The 19,354-nt window shown below is 65.3% G+C and carries 19 protein-coding genes; 16 read left to right on the plus strand and 3 right to left on the minus strand.

Annotated elements, in window-relative coordinates:
* The first annotated feature begins 24 nt into the window (after positions 1 to 24).
* Positions 25 to 936, plus strand: a complete 912-nt coding sequence (locus ACLV8F_RS18885) for a hypothetical protein (protein WP_411885739.1) — start codon at positions 25 to 27, stop codon at positions 934 to 936.
* A 127-nt stretch (positions 937 to 1,063) separates the two neighbouring features.
* Here the strand turns inward: ACLV8F_RS18885 and lolD are convergent, their stop codons facing one another.
* Together lolD and ACLV8F_RS18895 are read right to left on the minus strand one after the other, a co-directional pair.
* Entirely contained in the window at positions 1,064 to 1,861 is a 798-nt protein-coding gene (gene lolD / locus ACLV8F_RS18890; RefSeq protein ID WP_411885740.1) for a lipoprotein-releasing ABC transporter ATP-binding protein LolD, read from the minus strand.
* A 13-nt stretch (positions 1,862 to 1,874) separates the two neighbouring features.
* Positions 1,875 to 3,128 (minus strand): lipoprotein-releasing ABC transporter permease subunit, encoded by a 1,254-nt coding sequence (locus ACLV8F_RS18895; protein ID WP_411885741.1) that lies wholly within the window; start codon positions 3,126 to 3,128, stop codon positions 1,875 to 1,877.
* A 152-nt stretch (positions 3,129 to 3,280) separates the two neighbouring features.
* On the opposite strand from ACLV8F_RS18895, the gene ACLV8F_RS18900 reads away from it, so the two are divergent.
* The 3 genes from ACLV8F_RS18900 (at position 3,281) to ACLV8F_RS18910 (ending at position 6,926) form a co-directional block, all read left to right on the plus strand.
* A complete protein-coding gene (locus ACLV8F_RS18900; RefSeq protein ID WP_411885742.1) occupies positions 3,281 to 4,294 on the plus strand; it encodes a hypothetical protein in 1,014 nt (337 codons plus the stop codon).
* 52 nt (positions 4,295 to 4,346) lie between these two features.
* A complete protein-coding gene (gene recJ, locus ACLV8F_RS18905; RefSeq protein WP_411885743.1) occupies positions 4,347 to 6,137 on the plus strand; it encodes a single-stranded-DNA-specific exonuclease RecJ in 1,791 nt (596 codons plus the stop codon).
* 240 nt (positions 6,138 to 6,377) lie between these two features.
* Positions 6,378 to 6,926 carry a DUF2325 domain-containing protein gene (locus tag ACLV8F_RS18910; protein ID WP_411885758.1) on the plus strand — a complete coding sequence of 183 codons (549 nt, stop codon included), beginning with the start codon at positions 6,378 to 6,380 and terminating at the stop codon, positions 6,924 to 6,926.
* A 1-nt stretch (position 6,927) separates the two neighbouring features.
* On the opposite strand, the gene ACLV8F_RS18915 is transcribed toward ACLV8F_RS18910, so the two are convergent.
* Positions 6,928 to 7,596 (minus strand): glutathione S-transferase, encoded by a 669-nt coding sequence (locus ACLV8F_RS18915; RefSeq protein WP_411885744.1) that lies wholly within the window; start codon positions 7,594 to 7,596, stop codon positions 6,928 to 6,930.
* Positions 7,597 to 7,782: 186 nt separating this feature from the next.
* Between ACLV8F_RS18915 and ACLV8F_RS18920 the strand changes: the two genes are divergently transcribed.
* From ACLV8F_RS18920 to ACLV8F_RS18975, 12 genes are all read left to right on the plus strand, one after another.
* The gene (locus tag ACLV8F_RS18920) at positions 7,783 to 8,826 is read left to right on the plus strand and encodes an ABC transporter ATP-binding protein (protein ID WP_411885745.1); all 1,044 of its coding nucleotides are present in this window, start codon (positions 7,783 to 7,785) and stop codon (positions 8,824 to 8,826) included.
* A gap of 103 nt (positions 8,827 to 8,929) precedes the next feature.
* Entirely contained in the window at positions 8,930 to 10,234 is a 1,305-nt protein-coding gene (locus ACLV8F_RS18925; protein ID WP_411885746.1) for an ABC transporter substrate-binding protein, read from the plus strand.
* A gap of 152 nt (positions 10,235 to 10,386) precedes the next feature.
* Entirely contained in the window at positions 10,387 to 11,301 is a 915-nt protein-coding gene (locus ACLV8F_RS18930) for an ABC transporter permease (RefSeq protein WP_411885747.1), read from the plus strand.
* Positions 11,302 to 12,186: an ABC transporter permease gene (locus ACLV8F_RS18935; protein WP_411885748.1), complete on the plus strand. Its 885-nt coding sequence runs from the start codon at positions 11,302 to 11,304 to the stop codon at positions 12,184 to 12,186.
* On the plus strand, positions 12,183 to 12,911 hold the full coding sequence (locus tag ACLV8F_RS18940) for a GntR family transcriptional regulator (RefSeq protein WP_411885749.1): 729 nt from the start codon (positions 12,183 to 12,185) through the stop codon (positions 12,909 to 12,911). Before ACLV8F_RS18935 ends, ACLV8F_RS18940 begins: the two co-directional genes overlap by 4 nt.
* Before the next feature lie 13 nt (positions 12,912 to 12,924).
* Complete coding sequence (locus ACLV8F_RS18945) at positions 12,925 to 13,659, plus strand: aspartate/glutamate racemase family protein (protein ID WP_411885750.1); 735 nt, start codon at positions 12,925 to 12,927, stop codon at positions 13,657 to 13,659.
* Positions 13,660 to 13,728: 69 nt separating this feature from the next.
* A complete protein-coding gene (locus ACLV8F_RS18950; protein ID WP_411885751.1) occupies positions 13,729 to 14,589 on the plus strand; it encodes a 3',5'-nucleoside bisphosphate phosphatase in 861 nt (286 codons plus the stop codon).
* Entirely contained in the window at positions 14,589 to 15,494 is a 906-nt protein-coding gene (locus ACLV8F_RS18955; RefSeq protein WP_411885752.1) for a DMT family transporter, read from the plus strand. The genes ACLV8F_RS18950 and ACLV8F_RS18955 overlap by 1 nt, the downstream gene beginning before the upstream one ends.
* Positions 15,495 to 15,524: 30 nt before the next feature.
* The gene (locus tag ACLV8F_RS18960; RefSeq protein WP_411885753.1) at positions 15,525 to 16,160 is read left to right on the plus strand and encodes an L-threonylcarbamoyladenylate synthase; all 636 of its coding nucleotides are present in this window, start codon (positions 15,525 to 15,527) and stop codon (positions 16,158 to 16,160) included.
* Positions 16,161 to 16,401: 241 nt separating this feature from the next.
* Positions 16,402 to 17,070, plus strand: a complete 669-nt coding sequence (locus ACLV8F_RS18965) for a site-2 protease family protein (protein WP_411885754.1) — start codon at positions 16,402 to 16,404, stop codon at positions 17,068 to 17,070.
* Positions 17,070 to 18,413: a tryptophan--tRNA ligase gene (locus tag ACLV8F_RS18970; protein WP_411885755.1), complete on the plus strand. Its 1,344-nt coding sequence runs from the start codon at positions 17,070 to 17,072 to the stop codon at positions 18,411 to 18,413. The genes ACLV8F_RS18965 and ACLV8F_RS18970 overlap by 1 nt, the downstream gene beginning before the upstream one ends.
* A 139-nt stretch (positions 18,414 to 18,552) precedes the next feature.
* Positions 18,553 to 19,137 (plus strand): LuxR C-terminal-related transcriptional regulator, encoded by a 585-nt coding sequence (locus tag ACLV8F_RS18975; protein WP_411885756.1) that lies wholly within the window; start codon positions 18,553 to 18,555, stop codon positions 19,135 to 19,137.
* The last annotated feature ends 217 nt before the right edge of the window (positions 19,138 to 19,354 follow it).

The following is a 19,354-nucleotide window of genomic DNA, read 5'->3' on the forward strand; positions in this document are numbered from 1 at the left end:
GCTTTCGCTTCCTAGGGGTCCTTAATGTCCTCAATAGAAACGCTCTTAACAGCATTTTCCGACGCATACAGTTGGTTAAAGTGGGAAGACATTAAAGCATTCGCTAATTCAAACTTCACCACTGCACTTCTCGGCTCTATGGCAGGTGCGTATTTTGGTGCTCATGCAGCACAAACGATTGCCGAAAGAAGCAAAGCTCGCGATGAATTGCTAAAAGAAATTCGTGCGACTAACGCAGCGATCATGCAAAGCTTTGGCATCTGCAACACTCTCTTAGCATTCAAAGGGCAGCACGCAAAAAGGTTGAAAGATGACTTTGATGCCAATCTAGGCCGGGTACAAGAGCATGAACGTCAACTCAGGGCGGGTGAGCTACCCCCCGACGCTCGTTTAAAACTGGTGTTTGACCTAATGTTTCTGCAGCCATTAGATCTACCCGCCGACACGTTACAAAAGCATGCATCGGAAAAAATAACCCTGAATGGTCGACCATCAAGCCTAGTGGCAGCTGTTGCAACAGCGTGCAATTCGCTTCGTTTTTCGACAGAGCAGCGCAATCAAATTCTGGCGGGCTATAGACAAACAAACGCGGAAGCCGATCCTGATTTTGCAAACCGGTATCTAGGCCTAGAGATCACGCCTCGCCGCGTTGATCGCGTGTATGCAGACACCTTGAAGGCCATCTACGATCAAACCGACGATGGCATTTTTTTTAGTCACCTGCTATGCAGTGACCTTGCAGTCCACGGCGAATCTCTTTTGGTCATGTATAGGAAAAAAGGCGGAACTGATGCGCCAAACATTAACAAGGTCGACTTTGAGATTGCCCACACTCGAGGGCTAATGCCGAATGCGGACAACTATCCTGACTGGACAACAGCATTTCCTCAGAAAAAAGAACTCGATCGCGCATCAACTGCTAACCTCGCCAGCTAGGTTCGCCGGCGTCAGTTTGATAATTGAGCCACTCAGGATAAACGTCGTCGCCCACCAGGCGCCCTGGTTTCGCCGCGTTGATGGCCGCTAAGCTCGATCAGCACGGAAACTTATGGGGAAAAGCATCTCAACCCCACTCCGACAACCGCCCCGACACCAGCCTGAACCGCCGCCCGCAGCGCGCGGCCAGCGTTTCGTCATGCGTGACTAGCACAAAGGCCGTGCCGAAGTCGCGCGCCAGCTGCAGCATCAGTTCAAACACGCCATCGGCGGTCGACCTGTCCAGGTTGCCGGTCGGCTCATCAGCGAGCACGCAGGCCGGCTGGGTGACCAGCGCACGCGCGATCGCGACACGCTGGCGTTCGCCGCCTGAGAGTTCAGCGGGGCGGTGGTGGATGCGGTCCTTGAGGCCGACGGCCGCCAGCATGTCGGTGGCGATGCGGGCTGATTCGGCGGGGGCCTGGCGGCGTATCCACAAGGGCATGGCGACGTTGTCGAGGGCGCTGAATTCGGGCAGCAGGTGGTGGAACTGGTAGACAAAACCGAGGTGCTTGTTGCGCAGGTCGCCTTGTTGCTGGGGTGACAGGGCCGACATGGTCTGGCCCTTCAATTCCACTTCGCCGCTGGTGGGCGCGTCGAGGCCGCCCATCAGGTGCAGCAGCGTGCTTTTGCCGGAGCCGGAAGCGCCGACGATGGCCAGGGTTTCGCCGGCGTGGACTTGCAGGTCCACGCCGTGCAGGACCGTGAGGTCGATCATGCCTTCGTGGAAGCGTTTGGTGAGGGCGCTGGCTTTCAGGACGACTTCGCCTGTGTTGTTCGACGGCCGCTGGCCCTCACCCCTGCCCTCTCCCAGGGGGAGAGGGAGTGAAGATTCAGGCACAGCCTGAGGGAGTGAAGACCCGGAAGCGGGGAGCGTTGCGGTCATATCGTTTTTAAGCTCACTCATAACGCAGGGCCTCGGCTGGGTTCACCCGGCTGGCGCGCCAGCTGGGGTAGATGGTGGCCAGGAAGGCGAGCACCAGGGAGATGACGGCGATGGGCATGATGTCGGCGTATTGCGGTTCGCTGGGCATGCGGCTGATCAGGTAGATGTCTTTGGGCAAAAAGCTGGCGTTGAGCGCGCGCTCTATGGCCGGCACGATGACGTCGATGTTGAAAGCGATGCCCAGGCCCAGCAGCAGGCCGGAGAGCGTGCCGATGACGCCGACCAGGGCGCCCTGCACCATGAAGATTTTCATGATGCTTTGCGGGCTGGCGCCCAGGGTGCGCAGGATGGCGATGTCGGCGCGTTTGTCGGTGACCGTCATCACCAGCGTGCTGACGAGGTTGAAGGCGGCGACGGCGACGATGAGCGTGAGGATGATGAACATCATGCGTTTTTCAAGCTGCACGGCGGCGAACCAGGTCTTGTTCTGGCGCGTCCAGTCGCGGATCAGCAGGTCGCCGCTGAGCGTGCGCGACAGCTGCAGCGCCACTTCGCGGGCCTCGTGCAAATCCTTCAGGCGTATGCGTATGCCGGTCGGGCCTTCGAGGCGGAAGATTTTCGCGGCATCGTCCTGGTGCATCATGACCAGGGCCGAGTCGTATTCAAAGTGGCCGGAGTCGAAGGTGCCGACCACCGTCATCTGCTTCAGGCGCGGCACCACGCCAGCCGGAGTGACCTGGCCGCTGGGTGCGATCAGGGTGACGGTGTCGCCTTCGCGCACGCCCATGGCGCGGGCCAGCTCGCCGCCCAGCACCACGCCGAAGGCGCCGGGCACCAGCTTGGCCAGCGTGGGCGCCGAGGTCACAGCGAGGTCGGTGACCTGGCCTTCGAGCGCCGGGTCTATGCCGCGCACCAGCGTGCCCTTCATGTCTTCACCGCGCGCCAGCAGGGCCTGGGCGGCGATAAAGGTGGCGGCGCCGGTGACTTCGGGGTTGGCCTTGATTTCGGCCAGGGTTTTGGCGGGGTCGGGCAGCGCGACGCCGTTGGGCGCGAAGACCTCGATGTGGGAGATGACGCCCAGCATGCGGTCGCGCACTTCCTTCTGGAAGCCGTTCATCACGCTGAGCACGATGATGAGGGCCGCGACGCCGAGGGCGATGCCCAGCATGGACACGCCCGAGATAAAGGAGATAAAGCCGTTGCGCCGGGTGGCGCGGCCGGCGCGCGTGTAGCGCCAGCCGAGGATCAGTTCATAGGGGATTTGCATGGTCAGCCTGGCAGCCGTGGCTGGCCGCTTGTGGCCAACCCGAACGGATTTTTGTACATGGATGTTTCTCGCCTTCAAAACTGGACCGCGGGAGGCCGCCTGCGGCGCCCGCGATTTGGACGCCCAATTGTGGCATCCCGGACAATAGCCCCATGTCAGCCAATTCCCCCACTCCTTTCACCGGCCCGCAGCTGCTGCTTCCCTTCGCGGCCTGCGCCGCGGAGGCTTGGCAGCCCACGATGAAGGCCTTGCCGGCTGAAGGCACGCGCAACCTGGCGCAGCTGCTCAAGGGCATGGAGTCAGTGCACACTGATGAAGCGGATGCCCACACGCTGTCGCCCCCGCATGAGCGGGCCCTGGGCCGGGCGCTGGGCATCGCGGATTCCGCCACGCCGGACGGGCTGATTCCGTGGGCGGCGCGCGATGCGGCGCAACACATGCCGGGCGCCGGCGGCAAGGCCTGGGCCTGGATCACGCCCTGCCACTGGGCCATGGGCCGCGAGCACGCCACGCTGACGGACCCGGCCGCGCTGGGCCTGCAGGAAGGTGAATCACGCGCCCTGCTGTCGGCCATGCAGCCTTATTTTGTCGACGACGGCATCACCCTGAATTACGTACCTGCGCTGGGGCCGGCGCGCTGGCTGGCCGAGGGCGAGCTGTTCCGCGGCCTGCCGACCGCCTCACTGGACCGGGTGCTGGGCCGCAATGTGGACCCCTGGCTGCCCAAGCAGGACAAGCAGGACCCCAAGGGCACGGCGCGCAAAATGAAGCTGCTGCAAAACGAGATGCAGATGCTGCTGTACACCCATGCGCTCAACGACGAGCGCGCGGCGCGGCGGCTGTTGCCGGTGAATTCCTTCTGGCTCAGCGGCACGGGTGCGCTGGCGGCCGGCTACGCCGCCGGCGAGGTGCCTGCCGCGCCGCGCAGCCTGGCGCAGGCCGTGTTTGCCGATGACTGGGCGGCCTATGCCCAGGCCTGGGCCGCGCTGGATGCGAACGAAGTCGCCGCCCTGCTGGCGCGCCAGCGCGCGGGCGAGGCCGTGCGGCTGACGCTGTGCGGCGAGCGCGGCGCAACAACTTTTGAAACCGGCCATGATGGCTTCTTCGCCAGGATCGCCAGCGCGCTGTCCCCTACCCCTTTGCTGAAAGTGCTGGAGCCGCTGTAAAACCCGCGGCGCCCGGCACACCCTCATATATATAGAGAGTTTTGACCCCTTCATGAAAATCCAGGTACGCGAAGTCCCGCCGCGCAGCGTCTGGGCGCTGCAGCAGGCCGGCATCCACCCGCTGCTGGCGCAGCTGTATGCGGCGCGGGGCGTGCATTCCGTCGACGAACTCGACGACGGCCTGGGCCGGCTGCTGCCGCCTTCGTCGCTGCGCGGCGCGCTGGAAGCGGCGAAGCTGCTGGCCGACGTGATGGCCGCCGGCAAAAAGATCTGCGTGGTGGCCGATTACGACTGCGACGGCGCCACCGCCTGCGCCGTGGCGCTGCGCGGCCTGAAACTGCTGGGCGCGCAACACGTGACTTACCTGGTGCCGGACCGCGTGACCGATGGCTACGGCCTGACGCCGCCGATTGCCGAGCGCGTGAAGGCCGGCGGCGCCGACCTGCTGGTGACGGTGGACAACGGCATCGCCAGCATGGACGGCGTGGCGCGTGCCCGCGCGCTGGGCATGCAGGTGCTGGTGACCGACCATCATTTGCCGGCACTCAAGGACGGCCTGGTGGTGCTGCCCGAGGCCGACGTGATCGTGAACCCGAACCAGCCCGGCTGCAGCTTTGAGAGCAAATCGATTGCCGGCGTGGGCGTGATGTTTTATGTGCTGCTGGCGCTGCGGGCAGAGCTGCGCGCGCGCGGGCACTACACCGTTCGCCCTGAGCTTGTCGAAGGGCAGGCTTCGACCCTTCGACAAGCTCAGGACAGGCCAAGCTCAGCCCGAACGGAACCAAGACTGGATTCTCTATTACCGCTGGTCGCCCTGGGCACCGTCGCCGACGTGGTGAAGCTGGACGCGAACAACCGCCGCCTGGTGGCGCAGGGCTTGAAGCGCATACGCGCGGGGCATTTGCCGGCGGGCGTGGCCGGCCTGTTCACGGCGGCGGGCCGGCAGGCGCCCGCGGCCACCACCTTTGACTTTGCGTTTGCGCTGGGCCCGCGCATCAACGCCGCGGGCCGGCTCAGCGACATGACGCTGGGCATTGAATGCCTGCTGACCGACGACGCGGCGCGCGGCGAGGAACTGGCCAAAACACTGGACGGCATCAACCGCGAGCGCCGCGACATCGAGGCCGGCATGCGCGAGCAGGCGCAGTTGGCGGCCGACGCGATGATCGACGAGGACGAGGAGCCGCCGCCGGCGATCGCGATCTTTGACCCGGAATTCCACGAGGGCGTGGTCGGCATCGTGGCCTCGCGCGTGAAAGACAAGCTGCACCGGCCGACCTTTGTGTTTGCCGCCAGCCAGGCGCCGGGCAAGGAGCATGAGCTCAAGGGCTCGGGCCGGTCGATTCCGGGTTTTCATTTGCGCGATGCGCTGGACCTGATGACCAAGCGCCACCCGGGCGTGATGCTGCGCTTCGGCGGCCACGCGATGGCAGCGGGCTGCACCATCGCCGAGGAGAACTTCGAGCTCTTCGAGCAGGCGCTGCAGCAGGTGGCGCATGAATGGCTGGACGCCGCGACGCTGACGCGCCGCATGGACACCGACGGCCCGCTGGCGCCCGAATACCGGCGCGCCGACCTGGTCGACACGCTGCACAAGGAAGTCTGGGGCCAGGGTTTTGCGGCGCCGACCTTCAGCGAAATCGTGGAAGTGGTGTCGCAGCGCCTGGTCGGCGAAAAACACCTGGCGCTCAAACTCAAGCACCAGGGCCAGCCGGTGGACGGCATCTGGTTCGGCCACACCGAGGCGCTGCCGGCGCGCGTCAAGCTGGCCTTCCGGCTGGACGCGGACGAGTGGCAGGGCGTGAAGCGGGTGCGTTTTCTGGTCGAAGGCGCGGAAATCTGAGCTTTTTCGGGGTACACATCTTTACGACAAATGAGAGCCATTCTCATTTAAGATGGGCTTCGCCCTGTGTTTCGGGGCTTTTTCCAACTTCCGGAGCCCGAGATGAAAGTACGCCATCCCCTGCCCGGCCTGGACCGCGAGCACCGCGCCCTGCTTGCCCAGTACGGGGAAATCCAGACCCGCTGCAGCGCGGTGATTGCCGCGCAGGCCGCGGAAATCACGCGCCTGAAAGCCCAGGCGGTGCGCCTGCGCGCGGCGGCCCTGCTGCGCGAGACCGCCTTGGCCTGGGAGCGCGAGGACAGGCAGGCGGTCGAGGCGGCCATCCCCGGTTTGCCCAAGCGGCTGACGCTGGCGCGGCGGGTTGAATCGCTGGCGCGGCGGGTGCAGGACCTGATGCGCGAGCTGATGCGTGAACGCCTGGGCTGGAACAAACACGGCGCGGCCTTGCCGCCGGCGCCGGAAAGCGCCCCCGACGCACTCGGCGACCTGCGCGAAAAATCCGTGCTCTGCGTCGGCGAGGACGGCCCCGGCACCAGCGCCACGCAGCGCGTGATTGAAATGGCGGGCGGCCGCTTTATGCACCACGGCGGCGAGGACGAACAGGACGGCCCGGCCCTGGAAGCCAGCCTCGTCGCCGCCGACCTGGTGATCTGCCAGACCGGCTGCGTGAGCCACGACGCCTACTGGCGTGTGCAGGACCACTGCCGGCGCACCGGCAAACAGTGTGTGCTGGTCGAGCAGCCGCAGGCGCTGCAGTTTGTGCGAAGCCGGGAAGCCACGAAGGTCTGACTTACTGCAGCCCGAACTCACCGCCGCGCTCGATCGCGCGCTGGTAGGCGGGCCGCGCGTGGATGCGCGCCAGGAAATCCATCAGCCGCGGCCGGCTTTCGTTGAGCCCGCCGCGCGCGGCGGCGGCTTCGAGCGGGAAGCTCATCTGGATGTCGGCGCCGCTGAAATCGCTGCCGGCAAACCAGCCGCCCTGGGGCAGCGACATCTCGAGGAAATCCAGGTGCTGCCTGAGCTGCGGCTCGATGAAGGTTTTTTTGACCTTGCCGGCAATCGCGCGGGCAATCGGCTTGGCGAAGAAGGGCATGGGCGAGTTCTCGACCTTGTCGAACACCAGCTTGAGCAGCAGCGGCGGCATGGCCGAGCCTTCGGCGTAATGCATCCAGTAGGTGTAGCGCAGGTGGTCGCCCGTGCCGGCCGCGGGCGCCAAGCGGCCGGCGCCGTAGCGGGCTACGAGGTATTCAATGATGGCGCCCGATTCGGCCAGCGTGAGTTCGCCGTCGGTGATGACCGGCGACTTGCCCAGCGGGTGCACGGCGCGCAGCGAGGGCGGCGCCAGCATGGTTTTGGGGTCGCGCTGGTAGCGCTGGATCTCATAGGGCAGGCCCAACTCCTCCATGAGCCAGAGTATGCGTTGCGAGCGGGAGTTGTTGAGGTGGTGCAGGGTGATCATGGTGAGGCCATGGTAGGCCATCCCGCGCCGGCCTGAAGCCGCCGCCGCGACAGCCGCGGCGCGCACCGCCGCCGGGGGCCCTGCACCCCGCAGGGGCGGCCCAGGCACCACAAACAGGCGTTTTGTACACAATCTGCCCAACCATCGCATACAAAAGCTGGCACAGGCCTTGCACTCAAGGCAGGCATGAACGCCCTTGCCAGTACCGAACCCGCCGCCATTGAAGCCGTTGCGCTGACCAAACGCTATGGGCCGCAAGACAAGCCGGCGGTGGACGGCATCAACCTGCGCATTGCCAGCGGCAGTTACTGCTGCCTGCTGGGGCCCTCGGGCTGCGGCAAAAGCACGACGCTGCGCATGATGGCGGGCCACGAGTCCGTCACCAGCGGCGACATCCTGCTGGAAAACCGCAACATCACCGACCTGCCGGCCGCGGGCCGCGGCACGGCCATGATGTTCCAGAGCTTCGCGCTGTTCCCGCACCTGTCGGCGCTGGACAACGTGGCCTTCAGCCTCAAGATGAAAGGCGTGGACAAGGCCGCGCGCCGCAAGCAGGCCGGCGACCTGCTGGAGCGCGTCGCCATGGGCCACCTGGCCGAACGCAAGCCGGCGGAACTGTCGGGCGGGCAGCAGCAACGCGTGGCGCTGGCGCGCGCGCTGATCACGCAGCCGCGCGTGCTGCTGCTGGACGAGCCGCTGTCGGCGCTGGACCCGTTTTTGCGCATCCAGATGCGCGCCGAACTGCGGCGCTGGCAGAAGGAGCTGGGCCTGACCTTTATCCACGTCACGCATTCGCAGGAAGAAGCGATGGCGCTGGCCGACACCATGGTGGTGATGAACCACGGGCTCATAGAGCAAGTGGGCTCGCCGCACGAAATCTACAACCGGCCCGCGAGTGAGTTCGTCGCGCGCTTCATGGGCGGGCACAACGTGCTGGACACGCCGGCCGGCCGTATCGGCGTGCGCACCGACCACATGAACATCACCCCGGCCGGCCAGGCCGCGCCCGACGCGGCGCACAACCGTCGCGCAGTGGTCACCGACGTCGAATACCAGGGCACCTACGTGCTGCTGGGCCTGCAGAACCCCGGCGTTTCGCTGAGCGCCAGCACCACGGCCGAGCTGTCGGTGATGGTGTCGGAAGCGGCATTCGCGGCGCGGCCCTATGCACCCGGCGACAGCGTGCAGCTGTCGTGGGCGCCCGAGGCGGCGCACTCGCTGCAGGCCTGACAAATGACTGCGACCAGCCTTCATTTCTTGCCCCCTCTCCCAAAGGGAGAGGGGCAATACCCAAGATCACTTTTCCTCAACCGCTTCACCAGGAGTTTTCACCATGTCCGACGCTCTTCCTGATCCACAAGCTCCCCACGGCATCGCCGCCGACACACCGGCAGGCGGCGTGGCCCGCCGTTCGCTGCTCAAAGGCACGGCCGGCATCCTGGCCACGGGCATGTTTCCCGCCGTGCATGCGCAGGAAAAAATCGTGCTGCGCTACCTGGGCACCGCGGTGAACCAGGACAAGGCGATTGCCGAGAAATTCAAGGCCGACACCGGCATCACCATCCAGTACGTGGCCGTCACCACCGACGACGTGACCAAACGCGCGGTGACCGCGCCCAACAGCTTCGACCTGATAGACACCGAGTACTTCTCGCTCAAGAAGATCGTGCCCACCGGCAACCTCAAGGGCATAGACACGAAGAAGATCAAGAACGCCGACAAGATCACCACGCTGTTCACCACCGGCACCGTGGCCGGCAAGGCCGTGGGCGACCAGGGCACGGCGCCCAAGAAGGTGATTTACCTCGAAGGCGAAAAGAGCAAGGTCTTCGCCAGGAGCCCGACGCAGTTCATGTCGCTGATCCCCACGGTCTACAACGCCGACACGCTGGGCATACGCCCCGACCTGATCAAGCGCCCCATCAACTCCTGGGCCGAGCTGCTGAACCCCGAGTTCAAGGGCAAGGCCGCGATCCTGAACATCCCGTCCATCGGCATCATGGACGCGGCCATGGTGGTGGAGGCCAAGGGCATCTACAAATACCCGGACAAGGGCAACATGACGAAGAAGGAGATCGACCTGACGATCGCCACGCTGATCGAGGCCAAGAAGGCCGGCCAGTTCCGCGCGCTGTGGAAGGACTTCAACGAGTCGGTCAATCTGATGGCCTCGGGCGAGGTGGTTATCCAGTCCATGTGGAGCCCGGCCGTGACGGCCGTGCGCACCAAGGGCATCGCCTGCAACTTCCAGCCGCTGAAAGAAGGCTACCGCGCCTGGGCCGCCGGCTTCGGCCTGCCGGCCACGCTGTCGGGCAAGAAGCTGGACGGCGCTTATGAATTCATCAACTGGTTCCTCGACGGCTGGGCCGGCGCCTACCTGAACCGCCAGGGTTACTACAGCGCCGTGCTGGAAACCGCCAAGGCCAAGATGGAAGCCTACGAGTGGGCCTACTGGATGGAGGGCAAACCGGCGTCGCAAGACATCAAGAGCCCCACCGGCGACGTGCTGGCCAAGGCCGGCGCGGTGCGCGACGGCGGCAGCTACGAGGCGCGCATGGGCGGGATTGCCTGCTGGAATGCGGTGATGGATGAGAACAATTACATGGTTCAAAAATGGAATGAGTTCGTAGCGGCATAAATAAGTACCCCCCTGTGGTCGCTCACTTCGTGTAGCGGCCTCTCCCCTGCAGGGGACGACCGCTGCGGCCTGGCAAAGCCAGTTCCGCGCCGTCACTGGAACGGGCTTTGCTTTGTCTGCCCTGAGCGGTTCATTTTTAACTTTGGATATTCATGAGTGCTCCTGCTGTCGCTGCACATTCCGCCCCGGCCAAGGCGCCTGGGCGGGCGCTGGCCGCCTGGTGGCAGGCGCTGCCGCTGACGGCGGTGTTTGTGCTGTTCTTCCTGGTCCCGCTGGCGCTGGTGTTGACGGTGAGCTTCTGGGACTTCAATGAATATGAGCTGCTGCCGGGCTTCACGCTGAAGAACTACTTTGCCATCTTCGACGGCTGCGGCAAGACGTCGGAACTCTGCGTCACCTTCAAGACCTACCTGTCGACTTTCAAGTTCAGCTTCCTGGTCTGGCTGATCACGCTGGTGACGGGCTTTACGGTCTCTTATTTCCTGGCCTTCCACGTGCGTTCGCAAGGCGTGCAGACCCTGCTCTTCGTGCTGTGCACCATCCCGTTCTGGACGTCCAACGTGATCCGCATGATCTCGTGGGTGCCGCTGCTGGGGCGCAACGGCTTGGTCAATCAGAGCCTGGTGGGCATGGGCGTGGTGAACCAGCCGGTGGAGTGGCTGCTGTTCTCGGACTTTTCGGTGGTGCTGGCCTTTGTGCACCTCTACACGATGTTCATGATCGTGCCCATTTTCAACTCAATGATGCGCATAGACCGCAGCCTGATCGAGGCCGCCAACGACAGCGGCGCCTCGGCCTGGCAGACGCTGTGGAACGTCATCGTGCCGCTGTCGCGCACGGGCATCATCATCGGCTCCATCTTCGTCATCACCATCGTGATGGGCGACTTCGTGACCATAGGCGTGATGGGCGGCCAGCAGATCGCCTCCATCGGCAAGGTCATCCAGGTGCAGACGTCCTACCTGCAGTTCCCGCTGGCGGCGGCCAATGCGGTGATCCTGCTGGCGCTGGTGCTGATGATCATCTGGGCGCTGACGCGGCTGGTCGACATCCGGAAGGAACTCTGAATGCGCAGCGACCGACACAGCACGGGCTTCTGGTTTCTCGCCGCGTTCTTCACGCTGTTCGTGCTCTTCCTCTACGGGCCGATGTTCATCATCGTGCTGCTGAGCTTCCAGGGCCCGGAAGGCGGGCTGACCTTTCCGCTGCGCGGCGTCTCGCTGCACTGGTTCCACAAGCTGGCCGAGGGGCTGGGTGTGGTCGATATCGGCGCGGCGCTGAAACGCTCGCTGGCGCTGGGCCTGGCGGTGACCGTGTTCACGGTGCTGCTGTCGGTGCTGGCCGGGCTGGCCTTCCGCAAAAAACTCGCGGGCGGCAACACCCTGTTTTTTGTGGTGGTGGCCAGCCTGATCATGCCGTCCATCATCGTCTCGCTGGGCATAGGCCTGGAATTCCGGCTGCTGGACAGCGGCATCAAGAAAGTGCTGGAGCTGCTGGGCATGTCCGGCGCGCTGGAGGAATACGGCACGGCGCTGGGCCTGTTCACCTCGGCGCTGGGCGCGCACCTGACCTGGACGCTGCCCTTCGGCCTGCTCATCATGTTCGCCGTGTTCAACCGCTTCAACCCGGCTTACGAAGAAGCCGCGCGCGACCTGGGCGCCACGCCGTGGCAGGGCTTTCGCCACGTGGTGCTGCCGCTGATCGCGCCCTCGGTGATCGGCATAGGCATGTTTGGTTTTACGCTGAGCTGGGACGAGATCGCCCGCACCTCGCAGGCCATAGGCGACGTCAACACATTGCCGCTGGAACTGCAGGGCCTGACGACCACCGTGACCACGCCGTCTATCTATGCGCTGGGCACCGTCACCACCGTGGTGTCGCTGGGGGTGATGGCCCTGGCCATGGGCCTGGCCTGGTGGCTGGGCAAGCGGCAGAAAAAAGGAAAACGATGATTCCGCCGAATCCGGTGAACGCGGCGCCCTCGGCGCCCCCGAGCGACGGCGAGATGTACGAGCGCGTGGTCTCGGCCATCCTCGACCACCGCCTACCGCCCGGCACCCGGCTGGGCGAAGACAAGCTGGCCGGCGCCTTCGGCGTTTCGCGCACGCGCATACGCCCGGTGCTGATGCGGCTGGCCAATGAGCAGGTGGTCACGCTCATCCCGAATCGCGGCGCCACCGTCGCCCAGCCGACCGAGCAGGAAGCGCGCGAGGTCTTCGAGGTGCGCCGGCTCATCGAGCCCACGCTGGTGGAGCTCTTCATCGCCAAGGCCAACGAGGCCGACATGCAGCAGCTCAAGCGCTGCATCGACGACGAGGAAGCGGCGCGCCTGGCCGGCGACATGCACCGCGCGATCCGGCTGTCGGGCGACTTCCACCTGCAGATCGCCGAGTGCGCCGGCCACCAGACGCTGGGCCGCATCCTGCGCGAACTGACCTCGCGCACCTCGCTGATCCTGATGACTTACAGCACGGCCCGCAAGGACAGCCGCGACGAAGCCGCCGCCTGCGGCTGCCGCGAACACCGCGTGCTGCTGGATGCGATACGCCTGCGCGACCCGCGGGAAGCGGCGCGCCACATGCGCGAGCACCTGACGCGGCTGGAGTCGCAGCTGCAGTTCACGCCGCCCGCGGGCGAGGCGCCGGATTTGTCGAGCCTGTTTTCAGGCTCTATGTAGGGCGCGGCGAGACATGCGAAGGCTTCTCGTCATAAATCCCAATACTTCGGCCTCGGTCAGCGCGCTGCTGCAAACCCATGTGCAAGCCGCCGCCGGGCTGCATGTGCAGGTCAGCACCGTCACCGCGCGTTTCGGCGCGCCCTATATTTCGGACGAAGCCGGTTACGCGGTGGCTTCGCATGCCACGCTGGATGCCTGGGCGGCAGCGCTGGCCGGCGCGCAGGAAGCGCCCGACGCGGTGCTGATAGGCTGTTTCGGCGACCCCGGCCTGCTGGCGCTGCGCGAGAGCAGCCCGGTGCCGGTCACCGGGCTGGCCGAGGCGGCCTTCATCGAGGCGGCGCGCCACGGCCGTTTTGCCATCGTCACCGGGGGTGAGCGCTGGGGGCCGATGCTGCAGCGGCTGGCGCAGGCGCTGGGCCATGCGCCTTCGCTGGCCGGCATCCACACCGTCGCGCCGACGGGCGCGCAGCTGGCCGCCGACCCGGCCGCCGCGCGCACCCTGCTGGCCCAGGCCTGCCGCGACGCGGTGCGCCAGCTGGGCGCGCAGGCGGTGATATTGGGCGGCGCGGGCCTGGCGGGCATGGCCGCGGCCCTGCAGCCCGGGGTGGGCGTGCCGCTCATCGACAGCGTGCTCGCCGGCGCCCACTGGGCCCTGCGCAGCCACGCGCCGCCGCCGCAGCGCGCCAAGCCGGGCTTTGACGTGCCCTGGGAAAACCTGTCGCCGGAGCTGACCGCCCTGGGCCTGTAGCCCGAGCAGCTTCGCAGGGATATGTGAGCGCGCACTGCAGCGCAAAGGCATAAAGCCTAAAATGGCCTTGTGACTGCCCATAACATCCTGAATGCCGACTTGCATTGCCACTCTGTGGTCTCGGACGGCACGCTGACACCCGAGGCGCTGGCCGAACGGGCCAAGGCCAACGGGGTGGAACTCTGGGCCCTGACCGACCATGACGAAATCGGCGGCCAGCACCGCGCCGCGGCGGCCGCCAAGGCCCAGGGCATGCATTACCTCACCGGCACTGAAGTCTCCGTCACCTTTGCCGGGCAGACCGTTCACATCGTGGGGCTGGGCTTTGACGCCGACGACCCGGCCATGCAGCAGGGCCTGCGCAACACGCGCGGCGGGCGCGAGCAGCGCGCCATGGAAATGTCGGACTCGCTGGCCAAGGTGGGCATCAAGGGCGCATATGAAGGCGCGCTGAAGTTCGTCGGCAACCCCGAACTGATTTCGCGCACGCACTTCGCGCGCTTCCTGGTCGAGACCGGCGTGTGCCGCGAAACGCCCGAAGTCTTCCGCAAATATCTGACCGAAGGCAAGCCCGGCTACGTGCCGCACCGCTGGGCCAACCTGCGCGACGCCGTGACCTGGATCACCGAGGCCCAGGGCATCGCGGTGATCGCCCACCCGGGCCGCTACAAGTTCACCCCCAACGAGGAATACGCCTTGTTCACCGAGTTCAAGTCCCACGGCGGGCGCGGTGTGGAGGTCGTGACAGGCAGCCACACGCCGCAGGAATACCTCAAGTACGCCGAAACGGCGAAAGAATTCGGCCTGGCCGCCTCGCGCGGCAGCGACTTCCACAGCCCCGACGAGAGCCACACCGACCTGGGCACTTTGCCCTTCCTGCCCGGCGAGCTGACCCCCGTGTGGGAACTGCTGGCGGACCGCATCCAGTGATGGCCGGCCCCGCCAGAAACACCGCCCACGCCCCGACCGGCATCGCGCTCCTGGTGGCCGCCGTCGCCTGCTTCGCGGTGCTGGACACCACCACCAAGTTCATTTCCACCAGCGTGCCGGTGCTGATGGCGCTGTGGTTCCGTTATGCCTTCCAGGCCGTCGCCACCACGATTGCCGTGCTGCCTTCGCGCGGCATGTCGCTGTTCAAGACCGCGCACCCCAAATTCCAGTTTTTGCGCGGCCTGCTGCTGTTGTGCACCAGCCTGTTCGCCTTCTTCAGCCTCAAGTACATGCCGGTGGGCGAATTCACCGCCATCGTGATGATCACGCCGCTGGTGATCACGATGCTGGCCTCGCTGTCGCTGGGCGAGCGGGTGTCCTGGCTGCGCTGGACGCTGGTGGTGGGCGGCTTCATCGGCACGCTGATCATCATCCGGCCCAGCCGCGACGACTTCAACTGGACCATGCTGCTGCCGCTGGGGCTGGTGATCTGCAATGCCTGGTTCCAGATTTTGACGAGCCGGCTGGCGCGCACCGAAGACCCCTTCACCATGCATTTCTACACCGGCTGGGTGGGCACGCTGGCCGCCTCGCTGGCGCTGCCTTTTGCCTGGGCCTGGCTGGACTCCTGGACGCTGTGGGCCGGCCTGGCGCTGATGGGTTTCATGGGCACGGTCGGCCATTTCATGATGATCCTGGCCTACGGCCGCGCGCCGGTCTCCACGCTCACGCCCTTCCTCTATGCGCAGATCGGCTTTGCCATGCTGGGCGGCTGGATCGCGTTTTCGCACGTGCCCGACCAGTGGTCCATGCTGGGCATCGTGATGATCGCCATCTGCGGCGCGGCCGGCGCCTGGCTGGCCGTGCGGCAAAGCCGGGTCGCCATCGAGCCGGTCGAGTCTTGAATCTGGCGGATCAAGAAGCATCTAAGACGCATGGCCCAGTTTTTTGAAGTCCACCCCGAAAACCCGCACACCCGGCTGCTCAAGCAGGCGGTGGCGCTGCTGGCGCGCGGCGGCATCGCGGCCGTGCCGACCGATTCGAGCTACGCGCTGGTCTGCCACCTCGACGACAAGGCGGCCGCCGACAGCCTGCGCCGCATACGCGGCGTGGACGACAAGCACCACCTGACCCTGCTGTGCCGCGACCTCAGCGAGCTGGCCAATTACGCGCGCGTCGACAACAGGCAGTTCCGCCTGCTCAAGGCCGCCACGCCCGGGCCCTACACCTTCATCCTGGAAGCCAGCAAGGAAGTGCCGCGCCGCGTGAGCCACCCGTCGCGCAAGACCATAGGCCTGCGCGTGCCCGAGCACAAGGTGCTGCAGGCGCTGCTCGAATTGCACGGCGCGCCGCTGCTGGCCACCACGCTCATTCCGCCTAACGAAACGCAGCCGCTCAACGACGCCCAGGAAATCCGCGAACGGATGGAGCATGAACTGGCCGCCGTGATCGATGCCGGCGCCTGCCCGCAGGAAGCCACCACGGTGATAGACCTGACGGCCATGGGTACCGGTGGCGAACCCGTCGTGGTGCGTCAGGGCCGGGGTGACCTGGCTGCACTGGGCCTTTAGCGGGCCGAACGGAATCCGGTCAGGCGCCTCTCCCTCCCCTTCAAGCAGGGGCCGCGGAACCGGCTTTGCCGGGCCGCAGGCGCAGCGCCCCCGAGGGGCTGGAGCCCGCGGCTCCAGGCCTGCCTGCGCAGGCTTGGACGGGCGACAGAGGCGAAGCGTCTCGCAAGCCGCGGCCTGCAGGGCCTCGCGCATTACACGGAGCCGAAGGCGAAGTGAAAAGCGTGGGGGCGATAATCTCTCTATGGATATCGCCAACCTGATTCAAACCGTCGCCATCTACGCGCTGCCGGTGCTGTTCGCCATCACCGTGCACGAGGCCGCGCACGGCTACGTCGCCCGTTATTTCGGAGACAACACGGCCTGGATGATGGGCCGCGTGACGCTCAACCCGATCAAGCACATAGACCCCATAGGCACCATCCTGATGCCCTTGCTGCTGTACTTTGCCACTGCGGGGACCTTCCTCTTCGGTTATGCCAAGCCGGTGCCTGTGCAGTTCGGCAACCTGCGCAACCCCAAGCGCGACATGATCTGGGTGGCCCTGGCCGGCCCGGGCGCCAACCTGATCCAGGCCTTGCTGTGGGGCGTGCTGTTTTACTTTCTCGCGGGCGCCGGTGTGAGCGAGCCCTTCTTCATCAAGATGTGCCAGGCCGGCATCCTGGTCAACGTGGTGATGTTCGTCTTCAACCTGTTCCCGTTGCCGCCGCTGGACGGCGGCCGCGTGCTGGTCGGCCTGCTGCCGTACAAGCAGGCCGTGCTGGTCTCGCGCATCGAGCCCTGGGGCTTTTTTATCGTGATGGCGCTGGTGATTTCAGGTGTCATCAGCAACCTCTGGATGCGCCCCCTGATGGACGTAACCTACTCCGTGATCCAAACCGTTTTGACGCCGCTGGCGATGCTGGTGAAATGATGACCCAAGAACCCAAAGCCGGCGCTGCCGCACCGTCCCCCACCCGCTTCCTCACCGGCATCACCACCACCGGCACGCCCCACCTCGGCAACTATGTAGGCTCGATCCGGCCCTCGGTACAGGCCAGCTTTCGCGCCGACGTGCGCAGCTTTTATTTCCTGGCCGACTATCACGCGCTGATCAAGTGCGACGAGCCGGCGCGCATCCAGCAGTCCACACTGGAGATCGCCGCCAGCTGGCTGGCCGCCGGCCTGGACCCGGAGCGCGTCACCTTCTACCGCCAGTCCGACATCCCCGAGATTCCCGAGCTGACCTGGCTGCTGACCTGTGTGACGGGCAAAGGCGTGCTCAACCGAGCCCATGCCTACAAGGCCTCGGTCGACAAGAACGAGGCCGCCGGCAGCGACCCGGACGCCGACGTGACCGCCGGGCTCTTCATGTACCCGGTGCTGATGGGCGCGGACATCCTGCTGTTCAAGACCCACAAGGTGCCGGTGGGGCGCGACCAGATCCAGCACATCGAGATGGCGCGCGACATGGCGCAGCGCTACAACCACCTCTACGGTGAGCACCTGGTGCTGCCCGAGGCGGTGATCGAGGAATCGGTCGCGCTGCTGCCCGGCCTGGACGGGCGCAAGATGAGCAAGAGCTACGACAACACCATCCCGCTGTTCACGCCGCGCGAGCAGATGCGCAAGCTGATCGCCGGCATCGTCACCGACTCGCGCGCGCCCGGCGAGCCCAAGGACACCGAAGGCTCGGCCCTGTTCCAGATCTACCAGGCCTTTGCCAGCGCCGAAGAAACCGAGGCGTTGCGCAAGGCTTACGCCGATGGCATCGCCTGGGGCGACGCCAAGCAGATGCTGTTCGAACGCGTGGACCGCGAAGTCGCGCCCATGCGCGAGCGCTACCACGCGCTGATGGCCGACCCCGGCACCATCGAGGCCATCCTGCAGGCCGGCGCGCTGAAGGCCCGCGCCGAGGCCACGCCTTTCATGGGCGAGCTGCGGCAGGCCGTGGGCCTGCGCAACCTGGGCGCCCGCCCGGCCGCGCCGGCCAAGGCCAAGACGGCCAAAACCGCCGCGCCGGCCTTCAAGCAATACCGCGAAAAGGACGGCCTCTTTTACTTCAAGCTGCAGGACGCCGAGGCCCGCGTGCTGCTGCAAAGCCAGGGTTTCGAGTCGCCCCGGGAAGCCGCGCAGATGATTGCGGCGCTGCAAAAAGACGGCCCGCCGGCCCTGGCGGCGCTGCAGGCCCAAGGCCAGGTCCAACCCCTGCCCGGCGTTGAGCCCGGCGACGTCGCGGCGGCCCTGAAGTTTTTCGCTGAAGTGTCCGCTTCCTGAACATAAGTTCATGTGTTGTTGTTTTTTTGGATCAGCGTTCTGAAAAAATACCGGTTCTTCCAGTTTATTTATGCCCCAAAGTTGACACACAGCAGTTATGCTCAATAGCTAATCGGAACAATACTTCAGACGTCAATTAATGAGTATTTTTGTAATAGATGACCATCCGCTCATGCGGGAAGCCGTTGTCATGTTGATTCGCCGCCTGAGCAGCAAGGCCACCGTCACCGAGCTTGACCGGCTTGCCGCCGTCATGCCCGCCGTGCAGGAATTGGGCGTTCCCGAGCTTATTTGCCTGGATTTGCGCCTGCCCGACACCAACGGTGTCTCCGGCGTGCGCGAACTCAAGCACCAATTCCCCAACGTGCCCCTGGTGGTTCTGTCGGCCGCCCCGGCCCAGGACTACGAAGACCTTTCCATCGAGGCGGGTGCGGACGCCTACATCCAGAAGTCAGCAGGCGCCACCGAGATCTCCAACGTCCTGCGCGTCTTCCTGAGCGAAGAACTGGACCCGGAACCCAGCACCCCGACCGAAAAATTGTCCAAGCGGCAAAAGCAGCTGCTGGTGATGCTCGACAAGGGCATGAGCAACCGCGACATTGCAGAAGAGTTGCAGATCAGCGAGCACACGGTCAAGGTTCACCTGTGGCGCCTGTTCCGCCGCCTGAACGTCAAGAGCCGATCCCAGGCGAGTCACCTGGCCCGAACACAGGGCCTGCTCTAAACAAAAAAAGGACACGCTGCGTGTCCTTTTTTCTTCCAGTCTCCGGTTCCCGCTCCCGATCCCGCTTGCCCCTTGTGGATGCGCCGAGGAGCGCAGGTTCAGGCGGATCAGGGATCGCGTTGTTTGAGCGAAGCGAGTTTAGCGAGACCCCGCCTGAACCGAGCACCGCAGGTTGCCCCGGAGCGAAGCGCAGGGGACGCAGGAGCCAGGGTCGCCT

This window comes from Polaromonas sp. YR568, assembly GCF_943369675.1.
Lineage (GTDB): Bacteria > Pseudomonadota > Gammaproteobacteria > Burkholderiales > Burkholderiaceae_C > Polaromonas.